Raw genomic sequence first — 26527 nt, forward strand, 5'->3', positions numbered from 1 at the left:
GCCGCGCGCGGTACCGCCGTACGCCGCCCCGTACACAGGTCGGTACGGAGATCCGTACTCCGTCCGGTCCCCCGCGCCGCCGCCGGATTCCCCGCCGCGCGGCCGGATGGCGGAAGCTGTCATATATGAGCCCCGTCGCCGGCGTCCGCGTCAGCAGCCCCGCCGTCCCATCGGGCCCGTCTCATGTCGAGGCGCGGCAGATGGCCCTCGGCGCTGCGCGCGGCCTCGCGCAGCGGGGTGCCCTCGTCGCGGTAGTGGTCCAGGGCCCGCAGTTCGTGGCCGGCGAGCAGCACCCCGTCCGAGCGGACGACACGCCACCACGGCACACCGCCGCCGTACAGCGCCAGCACCCGGCCGACCTGGCGCGGGCCGCCCTCGCCGAGCCACTCCGCGACATCTCCGTACGTCATCACGCGGCCGGCCGGGACCAGCTCGGCGACCTCCAGCACCCGCTCCGCGTACGCGGGCAGGTCGCCCGGCTCCTCCGGCCCCTCCCGCTCCCCGGACAGCCCCGTGTCCGGCTTGTCCCGCTCCTCGTGCCTCATCCGACCCATCCTGCCGCACGCCACCGACAACCCGCCCGCCCCCGTCACCCCCTCGCGCCCCAGCGCATTCGTTCGGTCACCGTGTGTGCATACACACGCAAAGGGACGTATCTCGCACACTCCACGCCCCCGCAATGCACCCTGATGCCCCCGTCTGTCGGCCGCTCGTGCCACCATCATGCGGGCGGTGACTGGTGATACGAGATCAAGAAGAGACGGACTCGGCGGAGGGGCAGGGCGTGCAGCCACCTGCGGCGGCGGACACTTCAGGGGCTGAGTCGCGCCCCGACGCGTCCACCGGGCCGCGGCCGGGACGGTCCTCCGACGACGGCCGCGCGAGGGCGCACTCCGGGCCGGGCCCCGGGGCGGCCTCCGGATCCGGCGGAGGGCCGGGGGCTGGGGCTGGGGGTGGGGGTGGCGGAGGATCAGGTACGGGGTCGGGTGCCGGCTCCGGGTCACGGCCCGAGCCGTCCCACGCGCCCATCACGCCCCACGAACCCCCCACGTCCCACGGATCACCGACGCAGTCGGACCCCGCCGACCCGTCGGACCCCTCCGGCTTCCCCACGTCGCGCGGCGAGCACACCGGAGCCACCCGCTCGGACGCCAAAGCCAAGGCCGACGCCAAAGCCGCCACCGACGCCGACGCCGACGCCGACGCCGACGAAGCCTGCGACGACACCACCGGCGGCGCCACCCGCGTCGACCGCCTCTCCGGCGACGAGCCGCTCCTCGCCGCCCGTGTGCACCGCCCCTCCGACCTGCTCCGCCTGCTGATCGGCCTGCTCGCCATCGGCCTGGTCATCGGCCTCTCCGCCTTCGCCCACGGCACCACCGCCGGCCTCGAACAGGACATCAGCAAGGGCACAGGACAGGCCCCCGACCTGATGGTCAAGCTGGCCGGCCTGGCGTCCTCCATCGCCGTCCTCCTGGTCCCGGTCGCCTTCGCCATCGAGCGGCTGATCAAGCGCGACGGACTGCGCATCGCCGACGGCGTCCTCGCCGCCGTCCTCGCGCACGGCGTCACCCTCGCCACCGACCTCTGGGTCGCCCGGTCCGCGCCCGACTCCATCCAGGAGGCGCTGACCAGACCTCAGCTGGGCGCCGGGCTGACCGACCCCGTACACGGCTATCTCGCCCCCGTCATCGCCTACATGACGGCCGTCGGGATGGCCCGCAGACCCCGCTGGCGGGTTGTCCTGTGGGTGGTGCTGCTGCTCGACGCCTTCGCCATGCTGGTCGCCGGGTACACCACCCCGTTCTCGATCATCCTCACCGTCCTGATCGGCTGGACCGTCGCGTACGGCACGCTCTACACGGTCGGCTCGCCCAACGTCCGTCCCACCGGGCAGACGCTGATGGCGGGTCTGCGCCGGGTGGGTTTCCGCCCGATCAGCGCCATGCGCGCCGAGGACGTCCCCGACTCCGCCGAGCAGGGCGACCGGGGCCGCCGCTACTTCGTCCCCCTGGAGGACGGCTCCCCGCTCGACGTCACGGTCGTGGACCGCGAACAGCAGGCGCAGGGCTTCTTCTACCGCGTGTGGCGGCAGCTGACCCTGCGCTCCATCACCACCCGCAGATCCATCCCCTCCCTGCGCCAGGCCCTCGAACAGGAAGCCCTGCTCGCGTACGCGGCCATCGCCGCCGGCGCCAACGCCCCCAAGCTCATCGCCACCTCGGAGCTGGGCCCCGACGCCGTCATGCTCGTGTACGAGCACCTCGGCGGCCGGTCCTTGGACGCGCTCGCCGACAACGAGATCACCGACGAGCTGGTGCGCAGCGCCTGGCGCCAGGTCAGCGCCCTCCAGTCGCGCCGCATCGCGCACCGCAGGCTCACCGGCGACGCGCTGGTGGTGGATCGTTCCGGCAGGGTCGTCCTGACCGAGCTGCGCGGCGGCGAGATCGCGGCGGGCGACGTCGTCCTACGGATGGACACCGCCCAGCTGCTCACGACCATAGGGCTGCGGGTGGGCGCGGAGCGCTCGGTCGCCGCCGGGGTCGAGGTGCTGGGCCCCGACGCGATCGCGGACAGCCTGCCGCTGCTCCAGCCGATCGCGCTGAGCCGCTCCACGCGCGCGACGCTGCGCCGGCTCGCGCGCGAGCGCTCGCAGCGCGAGCGGGACGCGGTGCTCAAGGCGTCCGCGGCGAACAAACACGCCCGGCTGGAGGAGACCCACGCGGCACACGCGGGAGACCACCCCGCCGACGGCGCCGCACACGCGGGACAGACAGCCGAGGGCGCGGCCCGTGCGGCCGCCGTCGAGGGCGAGGGTCCCCGGCGGGCCGTACGGAAGTCCCTGCGGGCCGAGAAGCAGGCGGAGAAGCGCGCCATAGACGACGCGCTGGACGAGGCGCGCGAGGAGGATCTGCTCTCGCAGATCCGCCAGCAGGTGCTGCTGATCAGGCCCCAGGCGCCGGTCGAGCCGGTGCGCCTCGAACGGATCAAGCCCCGTACGCTCCTCAGTTTCATCGCGGGCGCGGTCGCCGCGTACTTCCTGCTGACGCAGATCACCCAGGTCGACTTCGGCACGGTCGTCGGCGAGGCGCACTGGGGCTGGGTGGCCGCCGCGGCGGCGTTCTCGGCGCTCAGTTACGTCGCCGCCTCGATGAGCCTGCTGGGCTTCGTACCGGAGCGGGTGTCGTTCAAACGGACCGTCGAGGCGCAGGTCGCCGGGTCCTTCGTCAAGATCGTCGCCCCGGCGGCGGTCGGCGGGGTCGCGCTGAACACGCGCTTCCTGCAACGGTCCGGCGTCCGGCCGGGGCTCGCCGTGGCGAGTGTGGGCGCCTCGCAGCTCTTCGGGCTCGGCGCGCACATCGTGCTGCTGCTCTCGTTCGGCTATCTCACCGGTACGGAGAAGACGGCCTCCCTGACCCCGTCCAGGACGGTGATCGCGGGCCTCCTCACGGTCGCGGTGCTGGTGCTGGTCGTGACGGCGATCCCGTTCCTGCGGAAGTTCGTGGTGACCCGGCTGCGGTCGCTGTTCGCCGGGGTCGTGCCGCGCATGCTCGACGTGCTCCAGCAGCCGATGAAGCTGCTCACGGGCATCGGCGGGATGCTGCTGCTGACCGGCACGTTCGTGATGTGCCTGGACGCGTCGATCCGGGCGTTCGACAACGGCAACCAGCAGCTCAGCTACGCGAGCATCGCCGTGGTCTTCCTGGCCGGCAACGCGCTGGGCTCGGCGGCGCCGACGCCCGGCGGTGTGGGCGCCGTGGAGGGCGCGCTGACGCTGGGTCTGCTGGCGGTCGGCCTGCCCAAGGAGGTCGCGGCGCCGGCGGTGCTGCTGTTCCGCCTGATGACGCTGTGGCTGCCGGTGCTGCCGGGCTGGGTGTCGTTCAACCACCTGACGCGCAAGGGAGCGCTGTAGGTAGTCTCCGCACCCGCCCGGCAGCGCGAGAGCCGTGCGGTGTCAGTTCGCGCTCTTCAGGAAGGCCGTCAGGCTGTCCAGGAGCATCGTGGTGCCCTGCTCGGCGGTGTCGCGCTGGTCGGCGGTGTCGCACGTCTGGGCCACCGTGAGGCGGGTCCCGTGGGCACCCTCCTCGGCGAGTTCCACGGTCATGAGCGCGGGCTCGTCCTTCCCCGGCACGTCCATGCCGGTCACCAGGCGCCGGTTCACCTCGACCTCGGCGTACGAGCCGGTCAGCGGGAACTCCCCGCCGTCCGGGGTGACCACCGTCGCCTTCCACTTACCGCCCGGCCGCACGTCCATCTCGACGGACCCCGGGGCGGCGTAGGCCCACTGCGCGTAGGGCTCCGGGGTGGTCCAGGCGTTCCACACCGCCGCCACAGGAGCCTCCAACGTGCGCTCCAGCGTGTAGGAGAAACCGTCGGCGGTCGTCTGTTCCTTGGTCATCTCAGGCTCCATGTCTCACTCTTGCCGGGTTGTATCAGTGCAGACCGGGGCGGGCCCCGAAAGTCATCGGTCCAATTCGGTCCGGTGTACGTCGGGCCCGCCACCCGCTTGGCCCGCGGCCCCGGGCGCCCCGGCGGGACCGGGCGCAGGATGGATCCATGCCGACCCCCTCCGCCCGGCGCACCGCGCCGCTCGCCGCTGCCACCGCCGCCGCCCTCCTGGCCGTCACCGGATGCTCCGACAGCGGGGGCTCCATGAGCGCGGGCCCCGTCAGCAGGGACGGCGGCGACCGGAACAGGCCCAAGGACCTCGCCTCCCAGCGGCTGGACTGGACGGCGTGCAAGGCGCCCAGCGCCGCGCAGGGCGGCGGTACGGCCCCCTCGCCGCTCCCCGGGGGCGTGCGGTGGCAGTGCGCGTCCATGGACGTGCCGCTCGACTACGCGAAGCCGGACGGCGACACCATCGCGCTGGCCCTGATCCGGGCCGAGGCCCGTGACAAGAGCAAGCGCCTCGGCTCGCTCGTCTTCAACTTCGGCGGCCCCGGCGGCTCCGGGATCACCGCGCTGCCGTCCTTCGCCCCGGACTACGAGACCCTGCGCGGCCGGTACGACCTCGTCAGCTTCGACCCGCGCGGAGTGGGCCGCAGCGACGGCGTGGAGTGCGAGAGCGACAAGCAGCTGGACACGTACTACGCGCAGGACGCCACCCCCGACACCGCGGCGGAGGAGAAGACCTTCACCAAGAACCTCTCCGCCTACGCCTCGGCCTGCGAGAAGAACTCGGGCCAGGCACTCCCCCACGTGGGCACGACCAGCGCCGCGCGGGACATGGAGATGATGCGCCAGGTCCTCGGCGACAAGAAGCTGAACTACTTCGGGATCTCGTACGGCACCGAACTGGGCGGCGTGTACGCCCACCAGTTCCCGAAGTCCGTCGGCAGGACGGTCTTCGACGCGGTGGTCGACCCGAGCCAGGACTCCGAGCAGGGCTCGCTCGGCCAGGCGCGGGGCTTCCAGCTCGCGCTGGACAACTTCGCCAAGGACTGTGTGTCGCGCGGCGGCGCGTGCAAGCTGCCGGGGACCACCCCGAAGGAGATCGAGGCGTTCATCACCGGGCTGCTCGGGCAGCTCGACAAGAAGCCCATCGCCGGCATCGGAACCCGGAAGCTGACCCAGACCGAGGCCACCAACGGCATCGCCCAGACCCTGTACTCCCAGGAGTTCTGGCCGCTGCTGGAACAGGGGCTCGACGAGGCGGACGCGGGCAGCGGCGCCCTGCTGCTGGCCCTGTCGGACTCGATGAACGGCCGCGACCAGCAGGGCCGGTACAGCAACCTCCAGGCGGCGAACGCGGCGATCAACTGCGTCGACTCCAAGGACCGTTACACCCTGGAGCAGACCAGGGCGAGGCTGCCCGAGTTCCGGAAGGCGTCGCCCGTCTTCGGGGACTTCCTGGGCTGGGGCATGATGTCCTGCTCGCGCTGGCCGGTCCCGGGGCAGTGGGCCCACCCGGACGTCAGCGCGCCGGGCGCCGCGCCGATCCTGGTCATCGGCAACACCGGTGACCCCGCGACGCCGTACGCGGGGGCCAGGGCGATGGTCGACGCGCTCGGCAAGGGCGTCGGCGTGGAGATCACGTACAAGGGGCAGGGCCACGGGGCGTACAACAGCGGCAACGCCTGCGTCCAGAAGGCGGTGAACGGCTTCCTGCTGAACGGGAAGGTGCCGAAGGCGGGCACGGTCTGCACCTGAAAGCCTGAGAGACAGCCGGACATGACTGTGGGGCGGGCCGCGTCCGGCCCGCCCCACAGTCGTACACCTGACGTCCTAGGACGCGGTCTAGTAGACCGGCTTCTCCGGCTCGATCGTGTTGACCCAGCCGATGACCCCGCCACCCACGTGCACCGCGTCCGAGAAGCCCGCCGACTTCAGCACGGCAAGCACCTCGGCGCTGCGGACACCCGTCTTGCAGTGCAGGACGATCTTCTTGTCCTGCGGCAGGCCCGCCAGGGCCGTACCCATGATGAACTCGTTCTTCGGGATCAGCTTGGCGCCGGGGATCGAGACGATCTCGTACTCGTTCGGCTCCCGGACGTCGATGACCTCGATGTTCTCGCCGTCGTCCATCCACTCCTTGAGCTGCTTGGGAGTGATGGTCGAGCCGGCCGCCGCCTCCTGGGCCTCCTCGGACACGACGCCGCAGAAGGCCTCGTAGTCGATCAGCTCGGTGACGGTCGGGTTCTCCCCGCAGACCGCGCAGTCCGGGTCCTTGCGGACCTTGACCTGGCGGTACTGCATCTCCAGGGCGTCGTAGATCATCAGCCGGCCGACGAGCGACTCGCCGACGCCCGTGAGGACCTTGATCGCCTCGGTCACCTGGATGGACCCGATGGACGCGCAGAGCACGCCCAGCACGCCGCCCTCGGCACACGAGGGGACCATGCCGGGGGGCGGGGGCTCCGGGTAGAGGCAGCGGTAGCACGGGCCGTGCTCGGACCAGAAGACGCTGGCCTGGCCGTCGAAGCGGTAGATCGAACCCCATACGTACGGCTTGTTCAGCAGTACGCAGGCGTCGTTGACGAGATAGCGGGTGGCGAAGTTGTCCGTGCCGTCCACGATCAGGTCGTACTGCGAGAAGATGTCCATCACGTTCTCGGCTTCGAGCCGCTCTTCGTGGAGGACCACGTTCACATAGGGGTTGATCCCGAGGACGGAGTCACGGGCGGACTGCGCCTTGGACCGGCCGATGTCGGCCTGGCTGTGGATGATCTGGCGCTGGAGGTTCGACTCGTCGACCTCGTCGAACTCCACGATGCCGAGCGTGCCGACACCGGCCGCCGCCAGGTACATCAGGGCCGGTGAGCCGAGGCCACCGGCCCCCACACACAGCACCTTCGCGTTCTTCAGCCGCTTCTGCCCGTCCATCCCGACGTCCGGGATGATCAGATGACGGGAGTACCTGCGGACCTCGTCGACGGTGAGCTCGGCAGCGGGCTCGACCAGGGGGGGCAGCGACACAGGGACCTCAACATGGGGTTGGTCGGTCATTCAATAAGGATTCTTCCCTGTAACACTGCCACGGCCCGGCTCATTCCGAGACACCTGGTCCGACTCGCGAGACGATTTCGTCCCAGTAGCCGGGCAACGTCGCAAAGGGGTTGTTCTCTCCCGTCCTGTCGCCCCGGTCGGTGAAGCGGTCGGTGAAGAAGATCGTGCCCGCGCCCTGCCAGCGGGCGACGCGCATCGCCTCGTCGAGATGGGTGCGCGGGACCCCGTGGACGAGGTGGACGAACCGCTCCGGCGGGTGGTCGGCGGTCCACTCGGCCGCCTGTGACCAGCGGTATCTGTCCCAGGGCCCGGAGAACGTGACCAGTTGGCCGGCGATCTCGGCGTACCCGGGGTGCGGATGGGTCCCGTGGCCCAGGACGAGGTGGCCGCCGCCGGACACCACCTCCAGGGTGGCCGCCGTCAGCCGTATGCCGGTCAGGTCCGAGCCGGTCGAGGGACACCGGTCCAGGTAGAAGCCGCCGACCCGGTACCAGTCGGTGTAGTCCTGTGCCTCGGCGACGATCTCGCCGAACGACCGCTCCCCGTACGCCAGGTCGAGATGCCCGAGCACCCGCACGCCCGCGTTGCCGAGGCGGCCCGCGGCCTCCAGGCAGTGCGGGTCGGGACGGGAGCCCGGGCCGTCCGCGACGTTGAGGACGGCCCAGTGCAGGGGCGTGCCCGCGCGGGTCAGCCCGGCCCACTCGACGGGGGCGAGCAGCGGGTGCGCGTATCCGGGGACACCGAGGCCGAGGCGGTCCGCGCCGGTGGCGGAGAGACGGCCTCCGGCGGTGGTCAGATGCGGCATGCCGCCTCCATCCAGATGTCCGCGAGGGACTCCTCCAGGTTGATGCGGGGACGCCAGCCGAGCCGGTCGCGGGCGGTGCGTACGTCCGCCTGCTGCCAGTTGCCGCAGCCGTCGGGGTACGGGGAGGGCCCGATGCCCAGGTGTTCCACGAGCGGTTCACCGCGCTGCGCGCCGAGGGCGGCGTGACCGGTGCGGACCGGGCCGCCGGGCGCGTCCAGTTCGTGCAGGGCGCCCGCGTAGCCCGCGACCCTGGCGAGGACGGCGGCGGCGTCGCGCAGCTTCACGGCGCGTCCGGTGCCGATGTTGACGACGCCCTGCGCGGCGGAGAGGGAGGCGGCGTGGACCGCGCGCGCCACGTCCCGTACATCCACGAAGTCCCGCTGCACGCCGAGGCCGGCGAGCTTCAGCTCGCCGTCGCCGGACTGCATGGCGCGGCGCATGGCCTCCGCGAGGCGGCCGAGCGGGGAGCCGGCGGGGGTGCCGGGGCCGACGGGCGAGAAGACCCGCAGGACGACGGCGTCGAGGCCGGAGCCGAGGACGAGTTCGGACGCGGCGAGCTTGCTCACGCCGTACGGGCCGCCCGGCCGGGGCACGGCGTCCTCGGCGGTCGACGAGCCCTGCGGGGAGGGCCCGTACTCGGACGCGCAGCCGAGCTGGACGAGGCGCGCGCCGCAGCCGCTGCGGCGCAGGGCCTCGCAGACGGTGGCGACGGCGACGGTGTTGTGGCGGACCAGTTCGCGGGCGCCGCCGCGCGTGGCGCCGGCGCAGTTGATGACCACCCCGGGGTGGACGGCGTCCAGGAAGCGGGTGAGCGCGCCGGGGCTGCCGCCGGCGAGGTCGAACCGTACGTCGGCGTCGTCGCCCCGGCCCAGTGCGGTGAGATGCACGGCGGGGTCGGCGAGCAGCCGGTCGGCCACGAAGCGGCCGAGGAAACCGTTGGCGCCGAGCAGCAGGACCCTCATCGCGCGACCGCCCCTCTGTGCCGACGGGGGCGGTGGTCCGGCGCGGGCGCCGGGGCCGGGGCTGGGGAGTGCGGGGTCATGTGGGTCGTCTCCTTATGGGGGCGTACAGGGGTGGTGCTCGTAGGGGCATACGGGGGTGGTGCGGTCCTAGGGCATACGGGGGTAGGGGGGTGGCTCCTCAGGTGTGGGCCGAGGCGCGGGCGAGTACGAGGGCGGCGTGGGCGAGCAGGCCGAGCGCGGCGCCGCCGCAGGCGAGGGCGGGGACGGCGCCCGGGCCCCAGGCCTGGACGAGGCCGGCGACCGGTACGGCGAGCAGGTCGGCGCCGGGGAGGCGGCCCGCGAGCACGGACGCGCAGGCCAGGGCCTCGACGGCGCAGGCGGTGACGAGTCCGGTGGCGGCGGGCCCGGGGAAGCCATGGACGGTGAGCAGCCGGGCGAGGAGGAGGAGCGTGCCCACGGCGACGGCGTGCGCGGGCGCGCCCCCCTCGCCGAAGACCCGCCCGGCGGCCGCGACAAGCCCGGCCAGCGCCACGGTGTACAGGCCCACGAGCGTGAGCAGCAGGGGGCGTGCGCGGGCGGTGAAGTCGGCGAGACCCCGGCTGTGGTGGAGTCTGCGCCGCGCCCGTACGGAGAAGAGGTGGGCGCACCAGGCGGCGGGCGCGACGGCGAACGAAAGCGCGGCGAGCGGGGTGAGGGACGCGGGCCAGGGGCCGTCGGGGCCGCCGCCGACCAGCTGGTCGAGGAGTCCGTCGCCGCAGACCAGATAGACGAGCAGCCAGTGGACGGAGAGGCCCGCGGCGGGGACGGTACGGCGGTCGTCGGCGCGCAGGGGGCCGCGCCGCAGGCACGCGGACAGGGCGCCGGAGAGCGCGAGGGCGCCCGCGAGGCCGACCGCGAGATGTCGCTGTCCCCCGCTGTGGTCGAGGCCGAGCAGGGTCAGGGCGCTGACAAGCCCGGGGAGGAGGACCAGGAGGGCCCAGCCGCCGCGTCCGGTCCGCCCCGCCCACCCGGCGCGGGCATCGGCGACGCGCGCCGGGCGGGCGGTCCCGTGTGCCCCGCGCGGGACGCGTGCGTACAGCTCCTCGGCGAGCGAGAACACGTCACGGTGCCGGAACCGCGCGGCGGTCCGGTCGGTCATTCCGTACGCCTCGAGTCCGGCGGCGATCTCCAGGGGGTCGACGGCCCGTTCGCACAGCTCCCGGTGCCGGTGCATCAGCCCCCGGACGGGATCGGCGGATCCGCCGTGGGCGGCGGGCCGCCGTACGGGCCCGCCGGTGACGAGCGGCGTGAAGACGACGGCAGCGGGGTCGGCGGGCCCGGCGGCCGGGGCGAGGGGGCCCGCCGTCATGGCGGGCCGGGCTATGCGCGTCTCGCCGGCCGGGACGTGGCCCGTCAGAGGGGTCGACGGCTGGGGGGCCGTCGGCGGGGGCGTGTCGCGGTGCGCGGGCGGGGTCGCGCGGGCGGGGGTGCGGGGCGTGCGCGCCGGGGTGGGGGGCGTGCGGGGGGCGTGGTCAGACATGGAGGCCTCCGGCTCCCGCGCGGGCGCCGACCGGTTCGCGGGAGGTGGTCCAGCGGCCGGGGACGTATCCCTCCGCCGGGCGGGCGAAGGGGAGGGGGGAGCCTGCGGCGTCCACCGTGTCCGCCGGGCGGTGCACGGGGGCGCGCGAGATGAGTTCCAGGTAGATGCCGTGGAACGCGGCGCGGTTCTGTTCGACGGTGAAGAGTTCGAGCGCGCGGGCGCGCGCCACCGCGCCGAGCCGTTCGCGGCGCTCCGGGTCGCGCAGCAGCGCGACACACGCGTCGGCGAGTGCCCGCGGATTGCGCGGGGGCACGACGAGCCCGGTGCCGCCGACGATCTCGACCACCGCGCCCACGTCCGTGGAGACGGTCGCGCGGCCGCAGAACATCGCCTCCACCAGGCTGACCGGGAAGCCCTCGACCACGCTGGAGAGCACGACGACCCCGCCCGCCGCGTAGGCGTCGGGCAGTTCGGGTGCCCCGGGGCCGCCGATCTCCTCGAAGGAGACGGGGTGTTCTCCGGCGGGGTGCGCGTCGGCGGCCCCGCCGGGGAAGAGCCGGTCGGCCAGGGCCCGGCAGTGGGCGAGATACGCCGCCGCCTCGGCCCCCTCTGCCGCCGCGCCCATGATCCGCAGCCGCGCCCCCGGCTCCGCCCGCCGCACCTGGGCGAAGGCGTGCAGGAGCGAGATGAGGTCCTTGGCCGGTTCGATCCTGCCGACCCAGACGAGCGTGCCGGGATCGCCGCCGTGGCCGGCCTTCCCCGCGGCCTCCCCGACCGTGGAGAAACGCTCCGCCTCCATCCCGGGGTAGACCGTGCGCAGTTTTGTACGGTCGGCCCCGCACCGCTCCTGCCAGCGGCGCGCGTGGGTGTTGCCGGGGGTGACGAGGTCGGCCCGCCGGTACACCTCGGCGGCCAGCAGGCCCTCGAACGCGGCGAGCAGCGTCCGGAGCGGCGCACCCGACCCGGGGTCCTCGGCGGAGTCCCCGAAGGGCGCGTCGGGGCCGCCCGTCGCCAGGTAGTGCGCCCGCAGCCGCACGCCGTACTCCGTGACCAGCAGCGGAACGCCGAAGAAGCGTTTGGCCAGCAGACCCGGCAGCGCGGCCGAGCCGCCGGACGCCGCGTGGCAGAGGTCGACCGCCCCGAGGCCGTCCCGCGCGCCGGGGTCCGTACCCCGGTCCGCGCCGGAGGCGCCGTCCCCGTACCAGGAGCCGCTGTCCCCGTACCAAGGGAGCGAAAGGGGGCGCAGCGCGCGCTCCAGCCGGTCGGCGAAGGCGAGGTAGTCGGGGACGGTCGCGTGCTGGACACCCCGGCGTGCGCCGGGCGCGCGGCAGGCGGCCTCCAGGATCCGTACGGCCACCTCGGAGCGCAGGGCCGCGTACAGCCCGCCGCGCTCCCGCGCCAGGTCCGCGAGCCCGTACAGCCCTTCGCTGAAGTCGTCACTGAAGCCGTCGCTGAAGGTGTCGCTGAAGGTGTCGCCGAAGCCGTCGCTCAAGCCGTGCCCCGCCCGGCCGCTCCCGGTGGCGCAGATCCCCGTGGCGAGCCGGCCGAAGTGCGCGGCGAACCGGCGGCGGTCGCGGCGTCCGTACGTACGGCCGTCGTCCGCCGGGGCCCAGAGCGGCGCGGTGCGCACCCGCCGGACGTGGGGCGGCAGTTGGATCCAGCCGCCCCGCTCCTGGCGTGCGCTGCGGCTCAGCGCGTAGAGGTCGAACTCGTGCCGCGCGAGCCCGCGCACGAGCCGGTCGCACCACAGCCTGGACTCACCCGTCGCATACGGATAGCCACCGTCCGTGAGCAGTCCGATCCGCACGAGGACACCCCCGATCTCCCTTGTGAGCGGCCGCCGTTGATCGGCGACTCGCAGCGGGACGACCGTAAGCGGACATGACGGTGGTGCGACGGACGGTTGTCCGTCGCACCACCAGAAGGGGTGAATCCACGTAACTTTCCCGCACCGGTGGCGTTCCGTCGCGCTACGGTGCGCTTACGTCACGCACCGTCAGACTACGGCCACGTCCTTGCGCGGTCCGGTACGCGCCGCCCTGCGCTCGGCGGCGACCGCGGGATCGAGCGCGGGCACGGCGGCGAGCAGTTGGCGGGTGTACGGGTCGGAGGGCGCCCCGTACACCTCCTCGACCGTGCCCTGTTCGACGATCCGGCCCGCCCGCATGACCGCGACCCGGTCGCTGACGTGCCGGACGACGGCGAGGTCGTGCGCGATGAAGACCAGCGCGAGGCCCAGCTCCCGCTGGAGTTCGGCGAGCAGGGCGGTGACCTGGGCCTGGGTCGTGACGTCGAGCGCGGAGACGGGCTCGTCACAGACGATCAGCCGGGGTTCGGCGGCCAGGGCCCGTGCGATGCCGACGCGTTGGCGCTGGCCTCCGCTGAACTCGTGCGGGTACCGGTCGTACCGGTCGGGGTCGAGCCCGACGCGCTCCAGCAGTTCCCGTACACGCGCGACGGTCTTCGCCTGGTCGAGCACGCCGGCGGCCCGCAGCGGGTCGGCGACGGACTCGCCGATGGACCTGCGCGGGTTGAGCGAGGAGACGGGGTCCTGGAAGACCATCTGGAGTTCGCGCCGGTAGGGGCGCAGCTCCTTCTCGGACAGGGCGCCGATGTCGGCGTCCCGGTAGCGGAGCTGTCCGGCGGTGGGGTCGAGGAGGCGGACGAGCATGCGGCCGAGGGTGGTCTTGCCGCTGCCGCTCTCGCCCACGATGCCGAGGGTTTCGCCGGGGCGGACGCTTAGGCTGACGCCGTCGACCGCGGTGATGGTTGTGCGGCCGCGCTTGAACTCTCTGCGGAGGTCCACGGCCTCCAGGAGGACGTCGTCGTCGCGGTGCGCGCCCACGGGGTGGGCGGTTCCGTCCTCAAGCGCCGGACGGGCTGGGTGTGGCCCGGACGTCCTCGTCAGGGGTGAGTCCACCCTTGGGACCGCCGCCAGCAGTGCCCGCGTGTACGCCTCCCTCGGGGCGCTCAGGACCTCTGTCACCGTGCCCGTCTCGACCTGGCGGCCGTGGCGCATCACCAGCACCTCGTCCACGCTCTCCGCCGCCACCCCCACGTCGTGCGTCACCAGCAGCAGGCCCATGCCCGTCTCCCGGCGCAGGTCGTGCAGCAGGTCCAGGATCTGGGCCTGGACGGTGACGTCAAGGGCCGTCGTCGGCTCGTCCGCGATGAGCAGCCGGGGTTCGCACGCCAACGCCATCGCGATGAGCGCGCGTTGCCGCATCCCGCCGCTGAACTCGTGCGGCCGGGACCGGGACCGCCGCGCCGCGTCCGGGATGCCGACCCGGTCGAGGACCTCGACGGCCCGCGCCCGCGCCGCCTTGCGCGAGGCGTCCGTGTGCACGCGGTAGACCTCGGCGATCTGGTCGCCGACCGCGTAGTACGGGTCCAGGGAGGACAGCGGGTCCTGGAAGACCATCGCCGCCACCGCCCCGCGCAGCGCCCGCAGTTCGCGGTCGGAGGCCGTGCTCACGTCCGTACCGTCCACCAGGACCGTGCCGCCGACCTCCGCGCCCGTCCCCCGGTGCAGCCCGAGCAGGGCGGCGGCCACGGTGCTCTTGCCGCTGCCGGACTCCCCGACCAGGCCGATCGCCCGGCCCGCGTCGAGCGTGAAGGACAGGCCGTCCACGGCCCGTACCGACTCCTGCCCCGTCGTGAAATCGACGGTGAGTCCCTTGACGACAACCAAGGGCCCACCTTCCGTCACCAGTCGTTCGGTCACTGGAGCACCACCCTCCGGTCGGCCACGGCGTACAGCAGATCGGCGAGCACGTTCGCCAGGACAACGGCGGTACCGATCACCAGGACCACCCCGACCACCACCGGCAGGTCGATCACCTTCACGGCGTCGATCAGCGTCTTGCCGATGCCGGGGATGTTGAAGAGCGATTCGGTGAGGACGGCGCCGCCGAGGACCGTACCGACATCGAGCGCGTTGAGCGCGATGACCGGCGGTACGGCGCCCCGCAGCGCGTGCTTGCCGACCACCGTCCGCTCCCCCACGCCGTACGCGCGGAAGGTGCGGATGTGGTCCTCGGCGAGTGTCTCCAGTGTCGAACTGCGCGTGAGCCGCGCGTACTTGGCGCTCTCGAACAGGCCGAGGGTGAACCACGGCAGGAGCATGTTCCACGCCCATTGCTCGGGGTCCTCGGTGAGCGGCACGTACGACGGGAACGGCAGCCACTGGAGGTACGCGCAGACCACCATCAGGATCAGCAGCCCGAGGATGAAGACGGGGGTGCTGGTGCCCGCGAGGGTGAACAGGGTCAGGACCCGCTCGGTGATCCCCCCGCGCCGCAGCGCGGACAGCAGGCCGGTGCCGACCCCGATGACCAGCCACACCACCATCGCGCCGAACGCGAGGGAGGCGGTGGCGGGGAGCCGCTGGATGATCAGCTGCGTGACCTGCTGGTCGGTCTGGTACGAGAAGCCGAGGCAGGGCGCGTCGCAGTGCAGCATGGCCGTACCGGTCGAGTAGTCCCGGCCGGCCACGATGCCCTGGATGAAGTGGGCGTACTGCAACCACACCGGGTCGGTCAGCTTGAGCTGTTCCCTGACCTGCGCGACCTGCTGCGGCGAGCAGCGCTCCCCGCAGGCGAGCCGGGCCGGGTCGCCCGGGGCCACGTAGAAGAGTGCGTAGATCACGACGGACAGGACGAGCAGGACGAGCAGCGCGCCGCCGAGCCGTCTGAGCAGGTAGCGCGTCATGAGGCCGTTCCCTCGGGCGTCTTGCGTGCGGTACGGGGGGTACGGGCCGCGTTCTTGCGGGTGCGGCCGATCCGCAGCCGGCTGGCCTCGCGCGGGTCGAGCGCGGTGCGGACCGCGTCGCCGAGCACGGTGAAGGCGAGGACGGTCACGAACAGCACCCCGGAGGGCAGCAGCACGTACATGGGGTCGGCGCGGAACCACGTCTGCGCGCTCGACAGCATCTGTCCCCAGGAGGGGGTCGGCGGTTTGACGCCGACGCCGAGGAAGGAGAGCGAGGCCTCGGTCACGATGTTCGAGGGCAGCAGGATCGAGGCGTACGTGATGACGGGCGCGGCGAGCGACGGCAGCAGTTCGCGCCGGGCCACCCGCAGCTTGCCGGAGCCGCCGAGGCGGGCGGCGGCGACGAAGTCGAGTTCTTTGAGGCTGAGGGTCTGGGCCCGCACGATCCTCGACGTACCGCCCCAGTTGAGCAGGCCGATGATCAGGATCAGCAGCAGCGAGCGGGGGAACTCGGAGGGGACCACGGCCGTCAGGGCGATGCCCATGACCAGGAACGGCAGCGCGACCATCACGTCGGTGACGCGGCTGAGGAAGGTGTCGAGGAAGCGGTTGCCGAGGCCGGCCGCGAGGCCGACGGCCACCCCGATGGCGAGCTGGACGACGGTGGCGCCGAGGGCGACGAGGAGGGAGACCCGGGCGCCGTACAGCATCCGTACGAACAGGTCGCGCCCGGTGCCGGGTTCGACACCGAGCCAGTGGTCGGCGCTCACCCCGCCGAAGGAGCCGGTCGGCACCCCGCCGCGCGCGGAGTCCACCAGGCTGTCGTGGTACGTGTTGGCGTCCTGGCCCTCCAGCGCGGCGAGCAGCGGCGCGGCGAGCGCCAGAACCACCAGCAGGACGAGGACGACGGCCGCGACGACCGCCGAGGGGCGGGAGCGCAGCCGTCGCCACACCTGGCGCCCGCCCGAGGCGGCGACGGGGGTCGCCGCCTCGGACGTCAGGAGATCAGCGGCGGTCACTTGACGGAGACCTGCGAGATGTCGAGGACGCCGGTCCAGTCACTGATGACGACGTTCTTGACGTCCTTGCCGACCAACCGCTTGTACACGGGGTGGAAGAGGGGGACGTCGAGCGCCTGCTCGCCGATCTTCTTGTCGAGCGCGCCCCAGCGCTTCGCGGCGGCGGCCGGGTCGGTCAGCTTGTTGATCTCGTCGATCTCCTTGTTGACCGCGGGGTCGTTCAGCTGCGCGTGGTTGAAGTTGCCCGCGCCGTCCTTGACGATCTGGCGGCCGTCGAAGATCGGGGCGAGGAAGGGACCGCCGGACGGCCAGTCGGCTCCCCAGCGGGAGAGGAAGAAGCCGGGCTCCTTGGAGACGGTCTTGCGGGCCTCGCCGAAGGCGTTGTTCTCCAGGCCGTCGAGCTTGACGGTGATGCCGGCCTTCTTGAGCGCCTCCTGGACGGCGGTGGCGACCTCGGGGCTCGTCTCGCGGTTCTGCTCGGTGGAGTGCGTGAGGGTGATGGTCAGCCCCTTCGGGTAACCGGCCTCCTTCAGCACCTCCTTGGCCTTGACCGGGTCACCGGTCTTGCCCGCCGGGAACGGGTCGTACGGCGTGTAGCCGAAGGCCGGCTGGTTGGGCAGGAAGGTCGTCGCGGGCTCGGCGAGCGCGGAGCCGCCGGCGGCGTTGACGACGCTGGTGCGGTTGATCGCGTACGAGATGGCCTGGCGCACCTTGGGGTTGTCGAACGGCTTCACCTTCGGGTTGAAGGCGAGGTAGTTGGTGTACCCGAAGTGCCCGGTGCCGACACGCGAGGCGAGGTTCTTGTCGCTGCCGACCTGGGCCAGCTCGGCCGGTCCCAGGTTGGTGTCGGTGGTGATCGCGGCGGCGTCGGCGCCCGTGCTGGTGGACAGGCGCTGGTTGATGACGGCCGCGTCGAGGCCCGCCTTCACGTCGATCCTGTCCGGGTAGGCGTGCCGCTCGTCGTCGGTCTTCTCCGACCAGTTGGGGTTCCGCTCCAGGACGAGGTGCTCGCCGTCGCCCTCGTTCTTGACGACCTTGTAGGGGCCGGACGAGACGGGCTTCTCCTCGTACTTCGTCCCGGTGTCCTTGGCCTTCGGCACCGGCGCGAACTGCGTGGCGGTGGCGAGGAAGGGGAAGTCGCCCTCGGGCTTGTTGAGCTTGAAGACGATGGTCTTCGCGTCGGGCGTCTCGATCGAGGCGAGGCCCTTCTTGTCCTTGTACGGGCCCTCGTACGTGGACCCGCCGATGAGCCAGTCGCGCAGGTACGGGGCGCCGCCGGACAGTTCGGCCGCGAAGGAGCGCTCGATGCCGTACTTGATGTCGGCGCTGGTGATCGGGGAGCCGTCCTCGAACTTCAGCCCGTCCTTGAGGGTGTACGCCCACTCGGTGGCGTCCGCGTTGGGGCGGCCGGTGTCGGTGGCGAGGTCGGGGACGACCTTGTTGCCCTCCGCGCCGTTCTCCCGGTTGCGGGTGGTGAGCGTACGGAACACGAGCGAGGGGACGTTGCCGCCGCCGGACGTGTAGAGGCGCGCCGGGTCGAAGTCGGTCTGCGGCTCGTTGTTGAGCACCGAGAGCGTCCCGCCCTTCTGCGGCTTGCCGGAGGCCGAGGCCGCGCCGCCGTCGCCCTTGGCATCGTTGTCCTCGGGGCCGCAGGCGGCGGCGCCCGCGGCCATGGCCAGGGTGACGGCTGCCACTGCCACGCGGCGGGAAATGACGGACGGTTGACGCATCGGAAGAAGCCTCTCGGTGTGCTGCACAGGCAGGGGGGTTGGGGTGGTGCCGGGAGATCGGACGGCGGGAATCGCCCTCCGGCCGGAGGCAGGCAGCAGTGACCGAGGTGGGGAGAGTGAACCGGCTGGCCGCGCCTGCGTACGGACGGAGTACGCCCAGTGCGGTGAACGACGGCGGGAAGGCCGGCGCGCGCGAGGGCAGGCGTCAGCGACAGAGAATGTCCGCCACGCACAGCGCGGTCACGCCGATGAGCGCGAGCTCAATGGCGGCATGACCGGAGGTGGCGGTGCGGCGGGGAGACATGCCGAGAAATATGAACGACCCCGCGTCCGGATGTCAATGTGATTTGAGACGGCGGTCTCAACGTGTGGGATACACCCAGGGGTTCGGCTTGCACCTGATCCCCTCCACGTTCAGGGACTTGGTCTGTTGCTGCATGACGGGCGCGAGGGTCCCCGGCGTGCGGCAGCTCACATGACTGTGCCCGAGCCGGTGCCCCACCTCGTGGTTGATCAGCATCTGCCGGTACGCGAACATCGCCCGGTCGCCGTACGTCTCCGAGCCCCGCGCCCAGCGGAACGCGTTGATCATGACGCGGTCGGTGGAGGCCGAGTCGCAGGACACGTTGTCGACGGTGGTGTCGAGACCGGACTTGGCGCACCAGAACGCGGTGGTCCCCGGGCTGGCGAGGGTGATCACGAAGTCGGGATCGCCGCTGGAGATCCGCTCGAAGGTCATGGCGCCGTTGTGCGCCCAGCTCCGGTCGTCGTTGAGCGTCTTCTGCACGGCCTCCGCGAACAGCTCCCCGTCCAGGCCGAGTCCCTTCTCCACGTCGACCCGGTAGCGGAACTTCTGCCCCTTGCCGGGCCCCTTGTCGAGTCCCGGTACGGCGCCGAAGTCGCCGGACGCCTTGAGCTTCGGGTCGAGCGGGAACTGCTTGGTCATCAGCTGTGCGTACGTGAGGGGCGCCGCCACGACCCGCTCCGGCGCCGCCTCCAGGGGCGGGGTGGGCCGGCCCTCCGAGCGGGAGGTGATGTCGTCCGCAGTGCCGCGGTCCGTACCGCCGGACGCCTTGGCGCTCACCTCGCGGGGGCCGCCGTCGGCGACCTGTCCGGCCACGACGACGGCGAGGACGGTGGTCACCGCGGCGGCCGCGATGCCGGTCAGGGCGCGGCCCTTGCCGCCCCGGGCGGGGCGGGCGCTGTCCGTCGCCGCGCCGGGCGGACCGGCGGGCGGCCCGTCGAGGTCGCAGGGCGCCGGGCCGAAGCCGGGCGCCGTCCCCGGTCCTGAGACCGTACGGAGGGAGCCGGTGGTGTCGAACGCGTCGAAGCCGTCGAACGCGTCGACGAACTCCCGCCGGGGCCCCGGGACACGTGACACGGTCCCGGCGCCGGAGCGGGTACGGCCCGTGGGCATCGCCACGCCCTGCCGGTCGCCGTAGCGCTGCGGGGAGCCCCAACCGCCCCCGGGCTCCCGCTGTTCGGGATGCCCGCCGCGCACCTGCGGTCCGCCGGGCGCGGCGGGGGCGTCCGGCGTGCCCCGGTGCTGCTCGGACCCGGCGGCGCCGTCGGAGCGCCGCCGCCCGCCCCCGGGGCCTTCGGGTCCGGCGGCCGGGGGGTCGGCGACCGGTGCGCCGGGCGCCTGGCCGCCTCTGTTCCGCGAGCCCTGCGGCACGGGGCCTTTGCGACTGTGTCGTCCCACGCCCCGGTCAGCTCCTGTGGTTGTCGTCGATGAGGTCCCGGCAGGCCTGGGCGACCCGCTCCGGATACTCCATCATGGCAACATGCCCGGCGTCGGGAAGCGTCAGGAGCCGTGAATCACGGAACGCGGCCGACGCCCGGCGGGCCATACGGTACGAAACGAGCTGATCCCGGCCCCCGTACACCAGCAGCGTCGGCGCCAGGACCCGTTCGGCCTGCCGCCACAGACCGTGTTGACCGCCGAGGGTGTACTCGTTCACGATGCTGCGCGCCGAGCGCGCCATCACGTCCCAGAAATAGGGGAGTTCGAGCCTGCGCTCCATCTCCTTGACCGCGTTGGCCAGTTCCTCGTCGGTGACGAGCGAGGGATCGCCGTAACAGAGGGCCAGCAGTCCGCGGGTGCGCTCCTCCGCCGTCCAGCCCCGGGTCAGCCGCCCGAAGAGCGCCGTCATGCCGGGGAGGGCCACCAGCGCGGTGGGGACGGCGCTGCGCTGGATCCGCAGCTCGGGCAGCGCCGGCGAGATCAGCGTGAGCGTCCGGACGAGATCGGGGCGGGCGGCGGCGACGCGCGTGGCGATCGCGCCGCCGAGCGAGTTGCCGAAGAGGTGCACGGGCCCGCGCCGGTCCGCGTCCAGCAGCCGGACCACCGCGCGGGCCTGGCCGGTGATCGAGTAGTTCCCGTCGTCCGGCGGCGGCGAGTCCCCGAAGCCGGGCAGGTCGACGGCCTCGCCGTCCACCACGTCCTCCAGGAGCGGCATCAGCGCCGACCAGTTCTCCGACGAGCCGCCGAGCCCGTGGACGTAGAGCGCGGGCGGTGCTCCGGTGTGCGTCGCGGGCCGGGACCGTACGGTCAGGGTGAGCCCGGGAAGCACCACCGGGCGCAGCCGCTCCCCCTGCCTGATCCGTACGGCGCTGACCCGTGGAGCCACGGCGGCGGCAAGGGTTTCCGGCAGCTCGGTCGAAGACATGCGGGCAATGTTACGAGACGATCACGCACGGATTCGTGTGTTCGCCGTCACAGTCCCCCATGGCGCCGCGCGGCCCCTGCTCCTACCCTCGGAGGAAGGGGCCTTCGCCCCCCGCCCCTTTCCTACGCGAAGAGAAAGGGCAGTGATGACGGCCGACCCCAGGGACGTCGAGGGCATCGACGAGATCGACGACATCGACGAGATCGGCACCGAGACGCCGGAGGACGACGCCGCGGAGCAGCGCGCGGAGGTCCGCCCCGACGACGAGGACGACAACGACGCCGCCTCCGGCGGACCGCTCGGCGGCGACCCGGCCGAGGTGGACGAGGGTGACGCCGCGGAACAGGCGAGGACGGTGATCCTCGACGAGGACGAATACCGCTGATCCCGCCGTACGGGAGGATCAGGGACGTCACCGGCCGTCCGGTCCGTGAAATTGTGCTTCCGCACCACACGCGGCCCCGTTGCCCAAAAGTACGATGGCGGCGCGGCGCACCGCGCGCACAGAACGAATTTTTGGGAGGCGGCGTGACAGCCATAGAGCAGACCGAGGCGGCACGCCCGCGAGGCACCCGTCTGCCGCGCCGCGCGCGACGCAACCAGCTGCTGGGCGCGGCGCAGGAGGTATTCGTCGCGCAGGGCTACCACTCGGCGGCGATGGACGACATCGCGGAGCGGGCGGGCGTCAGCAAGCCCGTCCTCTACCAGCACTTCCCCGGCAAGCTGGAGCTGTACCTGGCGCTGCTGGACCAGCACTGCGAGTCACTGCTCCAGGCGGTCCGTACGGCGCTGGCGTCGACCACGGACAACAAGCTCCGGGTCGAGGCGACGATGGACGCCTACTTCGCGTACGTGGAGGACGAGGGCGGCGCGTTCCGCCTGGTGTTCGAGTCGGACCTCACCAACGAGCCCGAGGTGCGCAAGCGGGTCGACCTGGTCGCCCTCCAGTGCGCCGAGGCGATCTCGGACGTGATCGCCTCGGACACCGGGCTGTCCAAGGAGGAGTCCATGCTGCTGGCCGTGGGCCTCGGCGGGGTCTCCCAGGTGGTGGCCCGGTACTGGCTCTCCAGCGAGTCCGCCATCCCGCGTGAGCAGGCGGTCCAGCTCCTCACCTCCCTGGCCTGGCGCGGTATCGCCGGCTTCCCGCTGCACGGGAGCGAGCAGCACTGACCGGCGGCGTTCCCGGGGCGGGCGTCCCGTGTTCGCTGCGGGCGTGCTCGTCCGGCGCCTTCCCGATGGTCTCTCCGGGCTAATGTGTGCTGCGTACAGCGCGGCTCGCCGCGCAACGCACTGACCGTTCGGAGGGACATAGCGGTGGAGGTCAAGATCGGCGTGCAGCACACGCCCCGCGAGATCGTTCTGGAGAGCGGGCAGTCCGCCGAGGAGGTCGAGCGCGCCGTGGCCGACGCGCTCGCCGGCAAGGCGCAGCTGCTCAGCCTCACGGACGACAAGGGGCGGAAGGTCCTCGTACCGGCCGAGCGGATCGCTTACGTGGAGATCGGTGAGCCGGCGACACGACGCGTCGGATTCGGCGCGCTCTAGCCTTCGGCAAGGAGTGACGGGAAGGCCCGGCGGGGTTCCGCCGGGCCTTCGCGCTGCGAGGGTTGTGTCCGGTCCACCGCGGGTAGTGACGGGTCAGCGGTTTCGCATGATCGTAGGACCCACTCCCGGCGTCGTGAGGTGAACAGCAGTGGTCTCGGAAGCTCTTGTCTCGGTCCTGCTCGGACTCGGTCTTTCGTGGGCCGCGGCCCACCTCCTGCCGCACCGGCTTCCGGCCCGCCGCACGGTGTTCCTCGCGGGCACCCTGGGCACGGTGTTCGGCGCGTACCTGACGCACATGGCCCTCGGCCCGGGCCACGCCCTGCCGACCCTGGCGGGCGCGGCGACGGTGGGAGCGGTGGTGGTGTCCTTGCTCCTGCGTCCGGCACGCCGGCGTTACCGGGAAGCCATGCCGTCCTGAGGCAGCCACTTCAAGCCCGTCGGGGCTCTCTCAAGCCCGTCCGGCGATTGAGGACACTGCGGCCGAAGGCCGCGCCGCACCCCCGGCCGGAGCCGTAACCCGAAACGACCCGCCGTACACCCCGAACCTAGGCCGCCAGGCCAAGCGCGGCCATCCGCTTCGTGTGCGCCTCCGTGATCCGGGAGAACATCCGCCCGACCTCCGCGAGGTCGAACCCGTCCGCCACCCCGCCCACCAGCATCGTCGACAGCGCGTCACGGTCGGCCACGACCCGCTGCGCCTGCGACAGTGCCTCACCCATCAGCCGCCGCGCCCAGAGCGCGAGCCGGCCGCCCACCCTCGGCTCCGCCTCGATCGCGGCCCGTACCTTCTCGACGGCGAAGTTCCCGTGCCCGGTGTCGTCCAGGACGGCCAGCACCAGGGCGCGGGTGTCGGTGTCCAGCCGGGCCGCCACCTCCCGGTAGAAGTCGCTGGCGATCGAGTCGCCGACGTACGCCTTGACCAGGCCCTCCAGCCAGTCCGACGGCGCGGTCTGGCGGTGGAAGTCGTCGAGCGCCTTGGCGAACGGCTCCATCGCCTCGGTGGGCTCGGCGTCGATCGCGCGCAGCCGGTCGTTCAGCCGGTCGAAGTGGCCGAATTCCGCGGCGGCCATTTTGGCCAGCGCCGCCTTGTCGGCCAGCGTCGGCGCCAGCTTGGCGTCCTCGGCGAGCCGTTCGAAGGCCGCCAGCTCGCCGTACGCGAGCGCTCCCAGCAGATCCACGACCGCGGCGCGGTACTGCGGCTCCGTGGACGCCGTCTCCCAGTCCTGGGCGGCGATTCCGGTGGGTTCCTGGGCTGCGGTTACGGGCGCGGTGGCGTTGTCGGGCGTCTCCATGGACCGCACAATAGCCCGCTCCGCGCACCCCGGAAGGGGCCGGTCGGACACGGCCGCCACACCGTTCCGACGAATTCGCCCGACACATGTGCGCGATTCCGGGGTACAGTGGTAATGCGCCTGCCGAGTATTCGGCGGGCCATCGCAGTGTCTGACTGTGGGATCCCCCGCGGCCAGGCCTTACGAGGATGCCCGGTCGGTGGCCCGATCGGCTCCGCCCCGACCGCCCTCCGCGCGGAATCGTACGCACAGGTGCGAACGACTCCCAGATGAGGGGCCCCCTCAGCGGCACGAGCGCTCGAGCGACGGCAGTGGTCCCGCGCCATCCGGCCAATCCACGGCCGGCCGAGTACCCAGGTGCGGTACGACCCCCAGCGTTCGCCTCGCGTCGCGTCTCACAGAAGAGGCAGCACCCTGACTACGACTTTCCGAGACCTCGGAATCCTCCCCGAGACGGCAGAAGCACTCGAAGCCGTCGGCATCATGTCCCCGTTCCCCATCCAGGAGATGACCCTCCCGGTCGCCCTGTCCGGCAAGGATGTCATCGGACAGGCCAAGACCGGCACGGGCAAGACCCTGGGCTTCGGTCTCCCCCTCCTGGAGCGCGTCACCGTCCCCGCGGACGTCGAGGCGGGCCGCGCGGCCCCCGAGAAGCTCACGAACGCGCCGCAGGCGCTCGTGGTCGTACCGACCCGCGAGCTGTGCCAGCAGGTCACCAACGACCTCCTGACCGCCGGCAAGGTGCGGAACGTACGCGTGCTCGCCATCTACGGCGGCCGGGCGTACGAGCCCCAGGTCGAAGCACTCAAGAAGGGCGTCGACGTGATCGTCGGCACCCCGGGCCGGCTGCTCGACCTCGCGGGCCAGAAGAAGCTCGACCTCTCGCACATCCGCGCCCTCGTCCTGGACGAGGCCGACGAGATGCTCGACCTGGGCTTCCTGCCCGACGTCGAGCGGATCATCCAGCTGCTGCCGCCGAAGCGCCAGACGATGCTGTTCTCGGCGACCATGCCGGGCGCCGTCATCGGGCTGGCCCGCCGGTACATGTCGCAGCCGACGCACATCAGCGCCACCTCGCCGGACGACGCGGGCGCGACGGTCGCCAACACGACCCAGCGCATCTACCGCGCCCACTCCATGGACAAGCCGGAGCTGGTCGCGCGCATCCTCCAGGCCGAGGGCCGCGGCCTCGCGATGATCTTCTGCCGTACGAAGCGCACGGCGGCGGACATCGCGGACCAGCTCGCCCAGCGCGGCTTCGCGTCCGGCGCCGTCCACGGCGACCTGGGCCAGGGCGCCCGCGAGCAGGCGCTGCGCGCCTTCCGCAACGGCAAGGTGGACGTGCTGGTCTGCACGGACGTCGCCGCGCGCGGTATCGACGTCGAAGGTGTGACGCACGTCATCAACTACCAGTCGCCCGAGGAGGAGAAGACGTACCTCCACCGCATCGGCCGCACCGGCCGCGCGGGCGCGTCCGGCATCGCCGTGACGCTCGTGGACTGGGACGACATCCCCCGCTGGCAGCTGATCAACAAGGCGCTGGACCTCGGCTTCCCGGACCCGCCGGAGACGTACTCGACGTCTCCGCACCTGTTCGAGGAGCTGAACATCCCGGCCGGCACGAAGGGCATCCTGCCCCGCACCGACCGGACCCGCGCGGGTCTGTCGGCGGAGCAGGTCGAGGACTTGGGCGAGACGGGCGGCCGTGGCCGCAAGTCGCCTGCGGCGGCGGTTGCCACCGCGGTACGGGAGGAGCGCCCCGCCCGTACGCGTACGCCGCGTCAGCGGCGCCGGACGCGTGGCGGTTCGGAAGGGAACACGGCTGCGGTCGTGGCGTCTTCTTCGGCGCCGGCCCAGGCTTCGGCCCCTGCCGAGGTCGCGGCCCCGGTTGCGGCCCCGGTCTCGGCGAAGGCGCCTTCTTCGGCCCGGAGCTCCAGGGCCCAGCAGTCCTCGGCCCAGCCCCGGGTCCGGCTGGAGCCGCTGGCGCCGCCGACCCAGGCGCCTGAGCCCCAGTTCCAGACGGCCGTCGTGCTGGAGACGCCGGACGCGGTGGAGTCGGCGGAGGCGCGCACCCCGCGCCGCCGTCGCCGCACCCGCGCGGCGGTGGACGCCGCTCCGGAAGCGACGTTCCAGACGGCGACGCCGGTGATCGTGGCGGAGCCGCCGGTGGCGGAGCCGGACGCGGAGGGCGCGGCCAAGCCGCGTCGCCGCCGGACGCGTGCCGCGAAGCCTGCGGAGGCCGCCGAGGCGGCCGAGGCGGCTGTTGCGGAGGCCGTGGCCCCCGAGGCCGTGGTCGCCGAGACGAAGCCGCGTCGGCGTACGCGCGCGAAGGTCGCCGTGGAGACGCCGGAAGCCTGACCGGGTGGGCGGTGCGCCCGGCCTGGCGGCCGTGCCTGTTGTCCTCAATCGCCGGACGGGCTTGGTTTGTCGTGGTGACGGGGGGCGGGGCCTCCGGAGGCACGTATGTCCGGACTGCATGTTTTACGTCGCGTTCAACCGGTCCAATTGATTGACGGTCGCCACGCGACACAAAACACGCTCTACGTCCGGACACACGCACCTCCTCCGACCCCACCCCCCTCACGCCGGACGGGAGACTCAACGACCCCGCCCGCCCCGAAGCCTCTACCGCGCAGTGCATGCGCGCGGCTTACTGATGTCCTCAAACGCCGGACGGGCCGAGTTGTTTTGGCGCGGGCCTGGAAGGGGGACGGGCAGGGGTCGTGTCCGGAACGTAGAGCGTGTTTTGTGTCGCATGGCGACCGTTGCTAAGACAAGGTGCTGAACGCGACGTAAAACATGCAGTGCAGGACACGACCCCTGACCGGCCCCC

22 protein-coding genes are annotated in these 26527 nt (G+C 72.5%); 7 read left to right on the forward strand and 15 right to left on the reverse strand.

Annotation, left to right across the window (positions count from 1 at the left end; all coding sequences use genetic code 11):
* Positions 1 to 119: 119 nt before the first annotated feature.
* Complete coding sequence (locus tag ACIO1C_RS24460) at positions 120 to 545, reverse strand: MGMT family protein (RefSeq protein ID WP_401866805.1); 426 nt, start codon at positions 543 to 545, stop codon at positions 120 to 122.
* A 482-nt stretch (positions 546 to 1027) separates the two neighbouring features.
* Here ACIO1C_RS24460 and ACIO1C_RS24465 point away from each other — a divergent pair, with 482 nt between their 5' ends.
* Complete coding sequence (locus tag ACIO1C_RS24465; protein ID WP_401866895.1) at positions 1028 to 3913, forward strand: YbhN family protein; 2886 nt, start codon at positions 1028 to 1030, stop codon at positions 3911 to 3913.
* Between the two features lie 42 nt (positions 3914 to 3955).
* On the opposite strand, the gene ACIO1C_RS24470 is transcribed toward ACIO1C_RS24465, so the two are convergent.
* The gene (locus tag ACIO1C_RS24470) at positions 3956 to 4399 is read right to left on the reverse strand and encodes an SRPBCC domain-containing protein (RefSeq protein WP_401866807.1); all 444 of its coding nucleotides are present in this window, start codon (positions 4397 to 4399) and stop codon (positions 3956 to 3958) included.
* Positions 4400 to 4557: 158 nt separating this feature from the next.
* Here ACIO1C_RS24470 and ACIO1C_RS24475 point away from each other — a divergent pair, with 158 nt between their 5' ends.
* The gene (locus tag ACIO1C_RS24475; RefSeq protein ID WP_401866809.1) at positions 4558 to 6150 is read left to right on the forward strand and encodes an alpha/beta hydrolase; all 1593 of its coding nucleotides are present in this window, start codon (positions 4558 to 4560) and stop codon (positions 6148 to 6150) included.
* Between the two features lie 87 nt (positions 6151 to 6237).
* Here the strand turns inward: ACIO1C_RS24475 and moeZ are convergent, their stop codons facing one another.
* The 12 genes from moeZ to ACIO1C_RS24535 all read right to left on the reverse strand — a co-directional run bounded on the left by moeZ (position 6238) and on the right by ACIO1C_RS24535 (position 20860).
* Positions 6238 to 7416: an adenylyltransferase/sulfurtransferase MoeZ gene (gene moeZ / locus ACIO1C_RS24480; protein WP_401866897.1), complete on the reverse strand. Its 1179-nt coding sequence runs from the start codon at positions 7414 to 7416 to the stop codon at positions 6238 to 6240.
* A gap of 70 nt (positions 7417 to 7486) precedes the next feature.
* On the reverse strand, positions 7487 to 8251 hold the full coding sequence (locus ACIO1C_RS24485) for a spherulation-specific family 4 protein (protein ID WP_401866810.1): 765 nt from the start codon (positions 8249 to 8251) through the stop codon (positions 7487 to 7489).
* Entirely contained in the window at positions 8239 to 9213 is a 975-nt protein-coding gene (locus ACIO1C_RS24490; RefSeq protein ID WP_401866812.1) for an NAD-dependent epimerase/dehydratase family protein, read from the reverse strand. The genes ACIO1C_RS24485 and ACIO1C_RS24490 overlap by 13 nt, the downstream gene beginning before the upstream one ends.
* A gap of 178 nt (positions 9214 to 9391) precedes the next feature.
* Positions 9392 to 10732, reverse strand: coding sequence for a hypothetical protein (locus tag ACIO1C_RS24495; RefSeq protein WP_401866814.1), 1341 nt, complete (start codon positions 10730 to 10732; stop codon positions 9392 to 9394).
* Positions 10725 to 12539, reverse strand: coding sequence for a glycosyltransferase (locus tag ACIO1C_RS24500; RefSeq protein ID WP_401866815.1), 1815 nt, complete (start codon positions 12537 to 12539; stop codon positions 10725 to 10727). The genes ACIO1C_RS24495 and ACIO1C_RS24500 overlap by 8 nt, the downstream gene beginning before the upstream one ends.
* Before the next feature lie 189 nt (positions 12540 to 12728).
* Entirely contained in the window at positions 12729 to 14456 is a 1728-nt protein-coding gene (locus ACIO1C_RS24505; protein WP_401866817.1) for an ABC transporter ATP-binding protein, read from the reverse strand.
* Positions 14453 to 15442 (reverse strand): ABC transporter permease, encoded by a 990-nt coding sequence (locus ACIO1C_RS24510; RefSeq protein WP_401866819.1) that lies wholly within the window; start codon positions 15440 to 15442, stop codon positions 14453 to 14455. The genes ACIO1C_RS24505 and ACIO1C_RS24510 overlap by 4 nt, the downstream gene beginning before the upstream one ends.
* Complete coding sequence (locus ACIO1C_RS24515) at positions 15439 to 16461, reverse strand: ABC transporter permease (RefSeq protein WP_401866821.1); 1023 nt, start codon at positions 16459 to 16461, stop codon at positions 15439 to 15441. The genes ACIO1C_RS24510 and ACIO1C_RS24515 overlap by 4 nt, the downstream gene beginning before the upstream one ends.
* Positions 16458 to 18191 carry an ABC transporter substrate-binding protein gene (locus ACIO1C_RS24520; protein WP_401866823.1) on the reverse strand — a complete coding sequence of 578 codons (1734 nt, stop codon included), beginning with the start codon at positions 18189 to 18191 and terminating at the stop codon, positions 16458 to 16460. The genes ACIO1C_RS24515 and ACIO1C_RS24520 overlap by 4 nt, the downstream gene beginning before the upstream one ends.
* 205 nt (positions 18192 to 18396) lie before the next feature.
* Positions 18397 to 18495: an Ms4533A family Cys-rich leader peptide gene (locus tag ACIO1C_RS24525; RefSeq protein WP_327234602.1), complete on the reverse strand. Its 99-nt coding sequence runs from the start codon at positions 18493 to 18495 to the stop codon at positions 18397 to 18399.
* A gap of 57 nt (positions 18496 to 18552) precedes the next feature.
* A complete protein-coding gene (locus ACIO1C_RS24530; RefSeq protein WP_401866825.1) occupies positions 18553 to 19893 on the reverse strand; it encodes a DUF3152 domain-containing protein in 1341 nt (446 codons plus the stop codon).
* A 7-nt stretch (positions 19894 to 19900) separates the two neighbouring features.
* Positions 19901 to 20860, reverse strand: coding sequence for an alpha/beta fold hydrolase (locus tag ACIO1C_RS24535; RefSeq protein ID WP_401866827.1), 960 nt, complete (start codon positions 20858 to 20860; stop codon positions 19901 to 19903).
* A 145-nt stretch (positions 20861 to 21005) separates the two neighbouring features.
* Here ACIO1C_RS24535 and ACIO1C_RS24540 point away from each other — a divergent pair, with 145 nt between their 5' ends.
* The 4 genes from ACIO1C_RS24540 (at position 21006) to ACIO1C_RS24555 (ending at position 22820) form a co-directional block, all read left to right on the forward strand.
* Positions 21006 to 21245 carry a hypothetical protein gene (locus ACIO1C_RS24540; RefSeq protein ID WP_401866828.1) on the forward strand — a complete coding sequence of 80 codons (240 nt, stop codon included), beginning with the start codon at positions 21006 to 21008 and terminating at the stop codon, positions 21243 to 21245.
* Positions 21246 to 21388: 143 nt separating this feature from the next.
* Complete coding sequence (locus tag ACIO1C_RS24545; protein ID WP_401866830.1) at positions 21389 to 22030, forward strand: TetR/AcrR family transcriptional regulator; 642 nt, start codon at positions 21389 to 21391, stop codon at positions 22028 to 22030.
* A gap of 144 nt (positions 22031 to 22174) precedes the next feature.
* The gene (locus ACIO1C_RS24550; RefSeq protein WP_161307078.1) at positions 22175 to 22402 is read left to right on the forward strand and encodes a DUF3107 domain-containing protein; all 228 of its coding nucleotides are present in this window, start codon (positions 22175 to 22177) and stop codon (positions 22400 to 22402) included.
* A 148-nt stretch (positions 22403 to 22550) separates the two neighbouring features.
* Entirely contained in the window at positions 22551 to 22820 is a 270-nt protein-coding gene (locus ACIO1C_RS24555; protein WP_327234606.1) for a hypothetical protein, read from the forward strand.
* Positions 22821 to 22947: 127 nt separating this feature from the next.
* Here the strand turns inward: ACIO1C_RS24555 and ACIO1C_RS24560 are convergent, their stop codons facing one another.
* Positions 22948 to 23694: a ferritin-like fold-containing protein gene (locus ACIO1C_RS24560; RefSeq protein ID WP_401866832.1), complete on the reverse strand. Its 747-nt coding sequence runs from the start codon at positions 23692 to 23694 to the stop codon at positions 22948 to 22950.
* 483 nt (positions 23695 to 24177) lie between these two features.
* Between ACIO1C_RS24560 and ACIO1C_RS24565 the strand changes: the two genes are divergently transcribed.
* The gene (locus ACIO1C_RS24565) at positions 24178 to 26052 is read left to right on the forward strand and encodes a DEAD/DEAH box helicase (protein ID WP_401866834.1); all 1875 of its coding nucleotides are present in this window, start codon (positions 24178 to 24180) and stop codon (positions 26050 to 26052) included.
* Positions 26053 to 26527: the final 475 nt, after the last annotated feature.

Origin of the sequence: Streptomyces sp. NPDC087420 (assembly GCF_044744165.1) — a bacterium.
GTDB lineage: Bacteria > Actinomycetota > Actinomycetes > Streptomycetales > Streptomycetaceae > Streptomyces.

What these genes read in the sequence shown, in the direction of transcription:
- ACIO1C_RS24460 (WP_401866805.1), bottom strand. Translation starts at nt 545, where the DNA reads ATGAGGCACGAGGAGCGGGACAAGCCGGACACGGGGCTGTCCGGGGAG.
- ACIO1C_RS24470 (WP_401866807.1), bottom strand. Translation starts at nt 4,399, where the DNA reads ATGACCAAGGAACAGACGACCGCCGACGGTTTCTCCTACACGCTGGAG.
- ACIO1C_RS24475 (WP_401866809.1), top strand. Translation starts at nt 4,558, where the DNA reads ATGCCGACCCCCTCCGCCCGGCGCACCGCGCCGCTCGCCGCTGCCACC.
- ACIO1C_RS24485 (WP_401866810.1), bottom strand. Translation starts at nt 8,251, where the DNA reads ATGCCGCATCTGACCACCGCCGGAGGCCGTCTCTCCGCCACCGGCGCG.
- ACIO1C_RS24490 (WP_401866812.1), bottom strand. Translation starts at nt 9,213, where the DNA reads ATGAGGGTCCTGCTGCTCGGCGCCAACGGTTTCCTCGGCCGCTTCGTG.
- ACIO1C_RS24495 (WP_401866814.1), bottom strand. Translation starts at nt 10,732, where the DNA reads ATGTCTGACCACGCCCCCCGCACGCCCCCCACCCCGGCGCGCACGCCC.
- ACIO1C_RS24510 (WP_401866819.1), bottom strand. Translation starts at nt 15,442, where the DNA reads ATGACGCGCTACCTGCTCAGACGGCTCGGCGGCGCGCTGCTCGTCCTG.
- ACIO1C_RS24520 (WP_401866823.1), bottom strand. Translation starts at nt 18,191, where the DNA reads ATGCGTCAACCGTCCGTCATTTCCCGCCGCGTGGCAGTGGCAGCCGTC.
- ACIO1C_RS24525 (WP_327234602.1), bottom strand. Translation starts at nt 18,495, where the DNA reads ATGTCTCCCCGCCGCACCGCCACCTCCGGTCATGCCGCCATTGAGCTC.
- ACIO1C_RS24535 (WP_401866827.1), bottom strand. Translation starts at nt 20,860, where the DNA reads ATGTCTTCGACCGAGCTGCCGGAAACCCTTGCCGCCGCCGTGGCTCCA.
- ACIO1C_RS24540 (WP_401866828.1), top strand. Translation starts at nt 21,006, where the DNA reads ATGACGGCCGACCCCAGGGACGTCGAGGGCATCGACGAGATCGACGAC.
- ACIO1C_RS24560 (WP_401866832.1), bottom strand. Translation starts at nt 23,694, where the DNA reads ATGGAGACGCCCGACAACGCCACCGCGCCCGTAACCGCAGCCCAGGAA.
- ACIO1C_RS24565 (WP_401866834.1), top strand. Translation starts at nt 24,178, where the DNA reads ATGTCCCCGTTCCCCATCCAGGAGATGACCCTCCCGGTCGCCCTGTCC.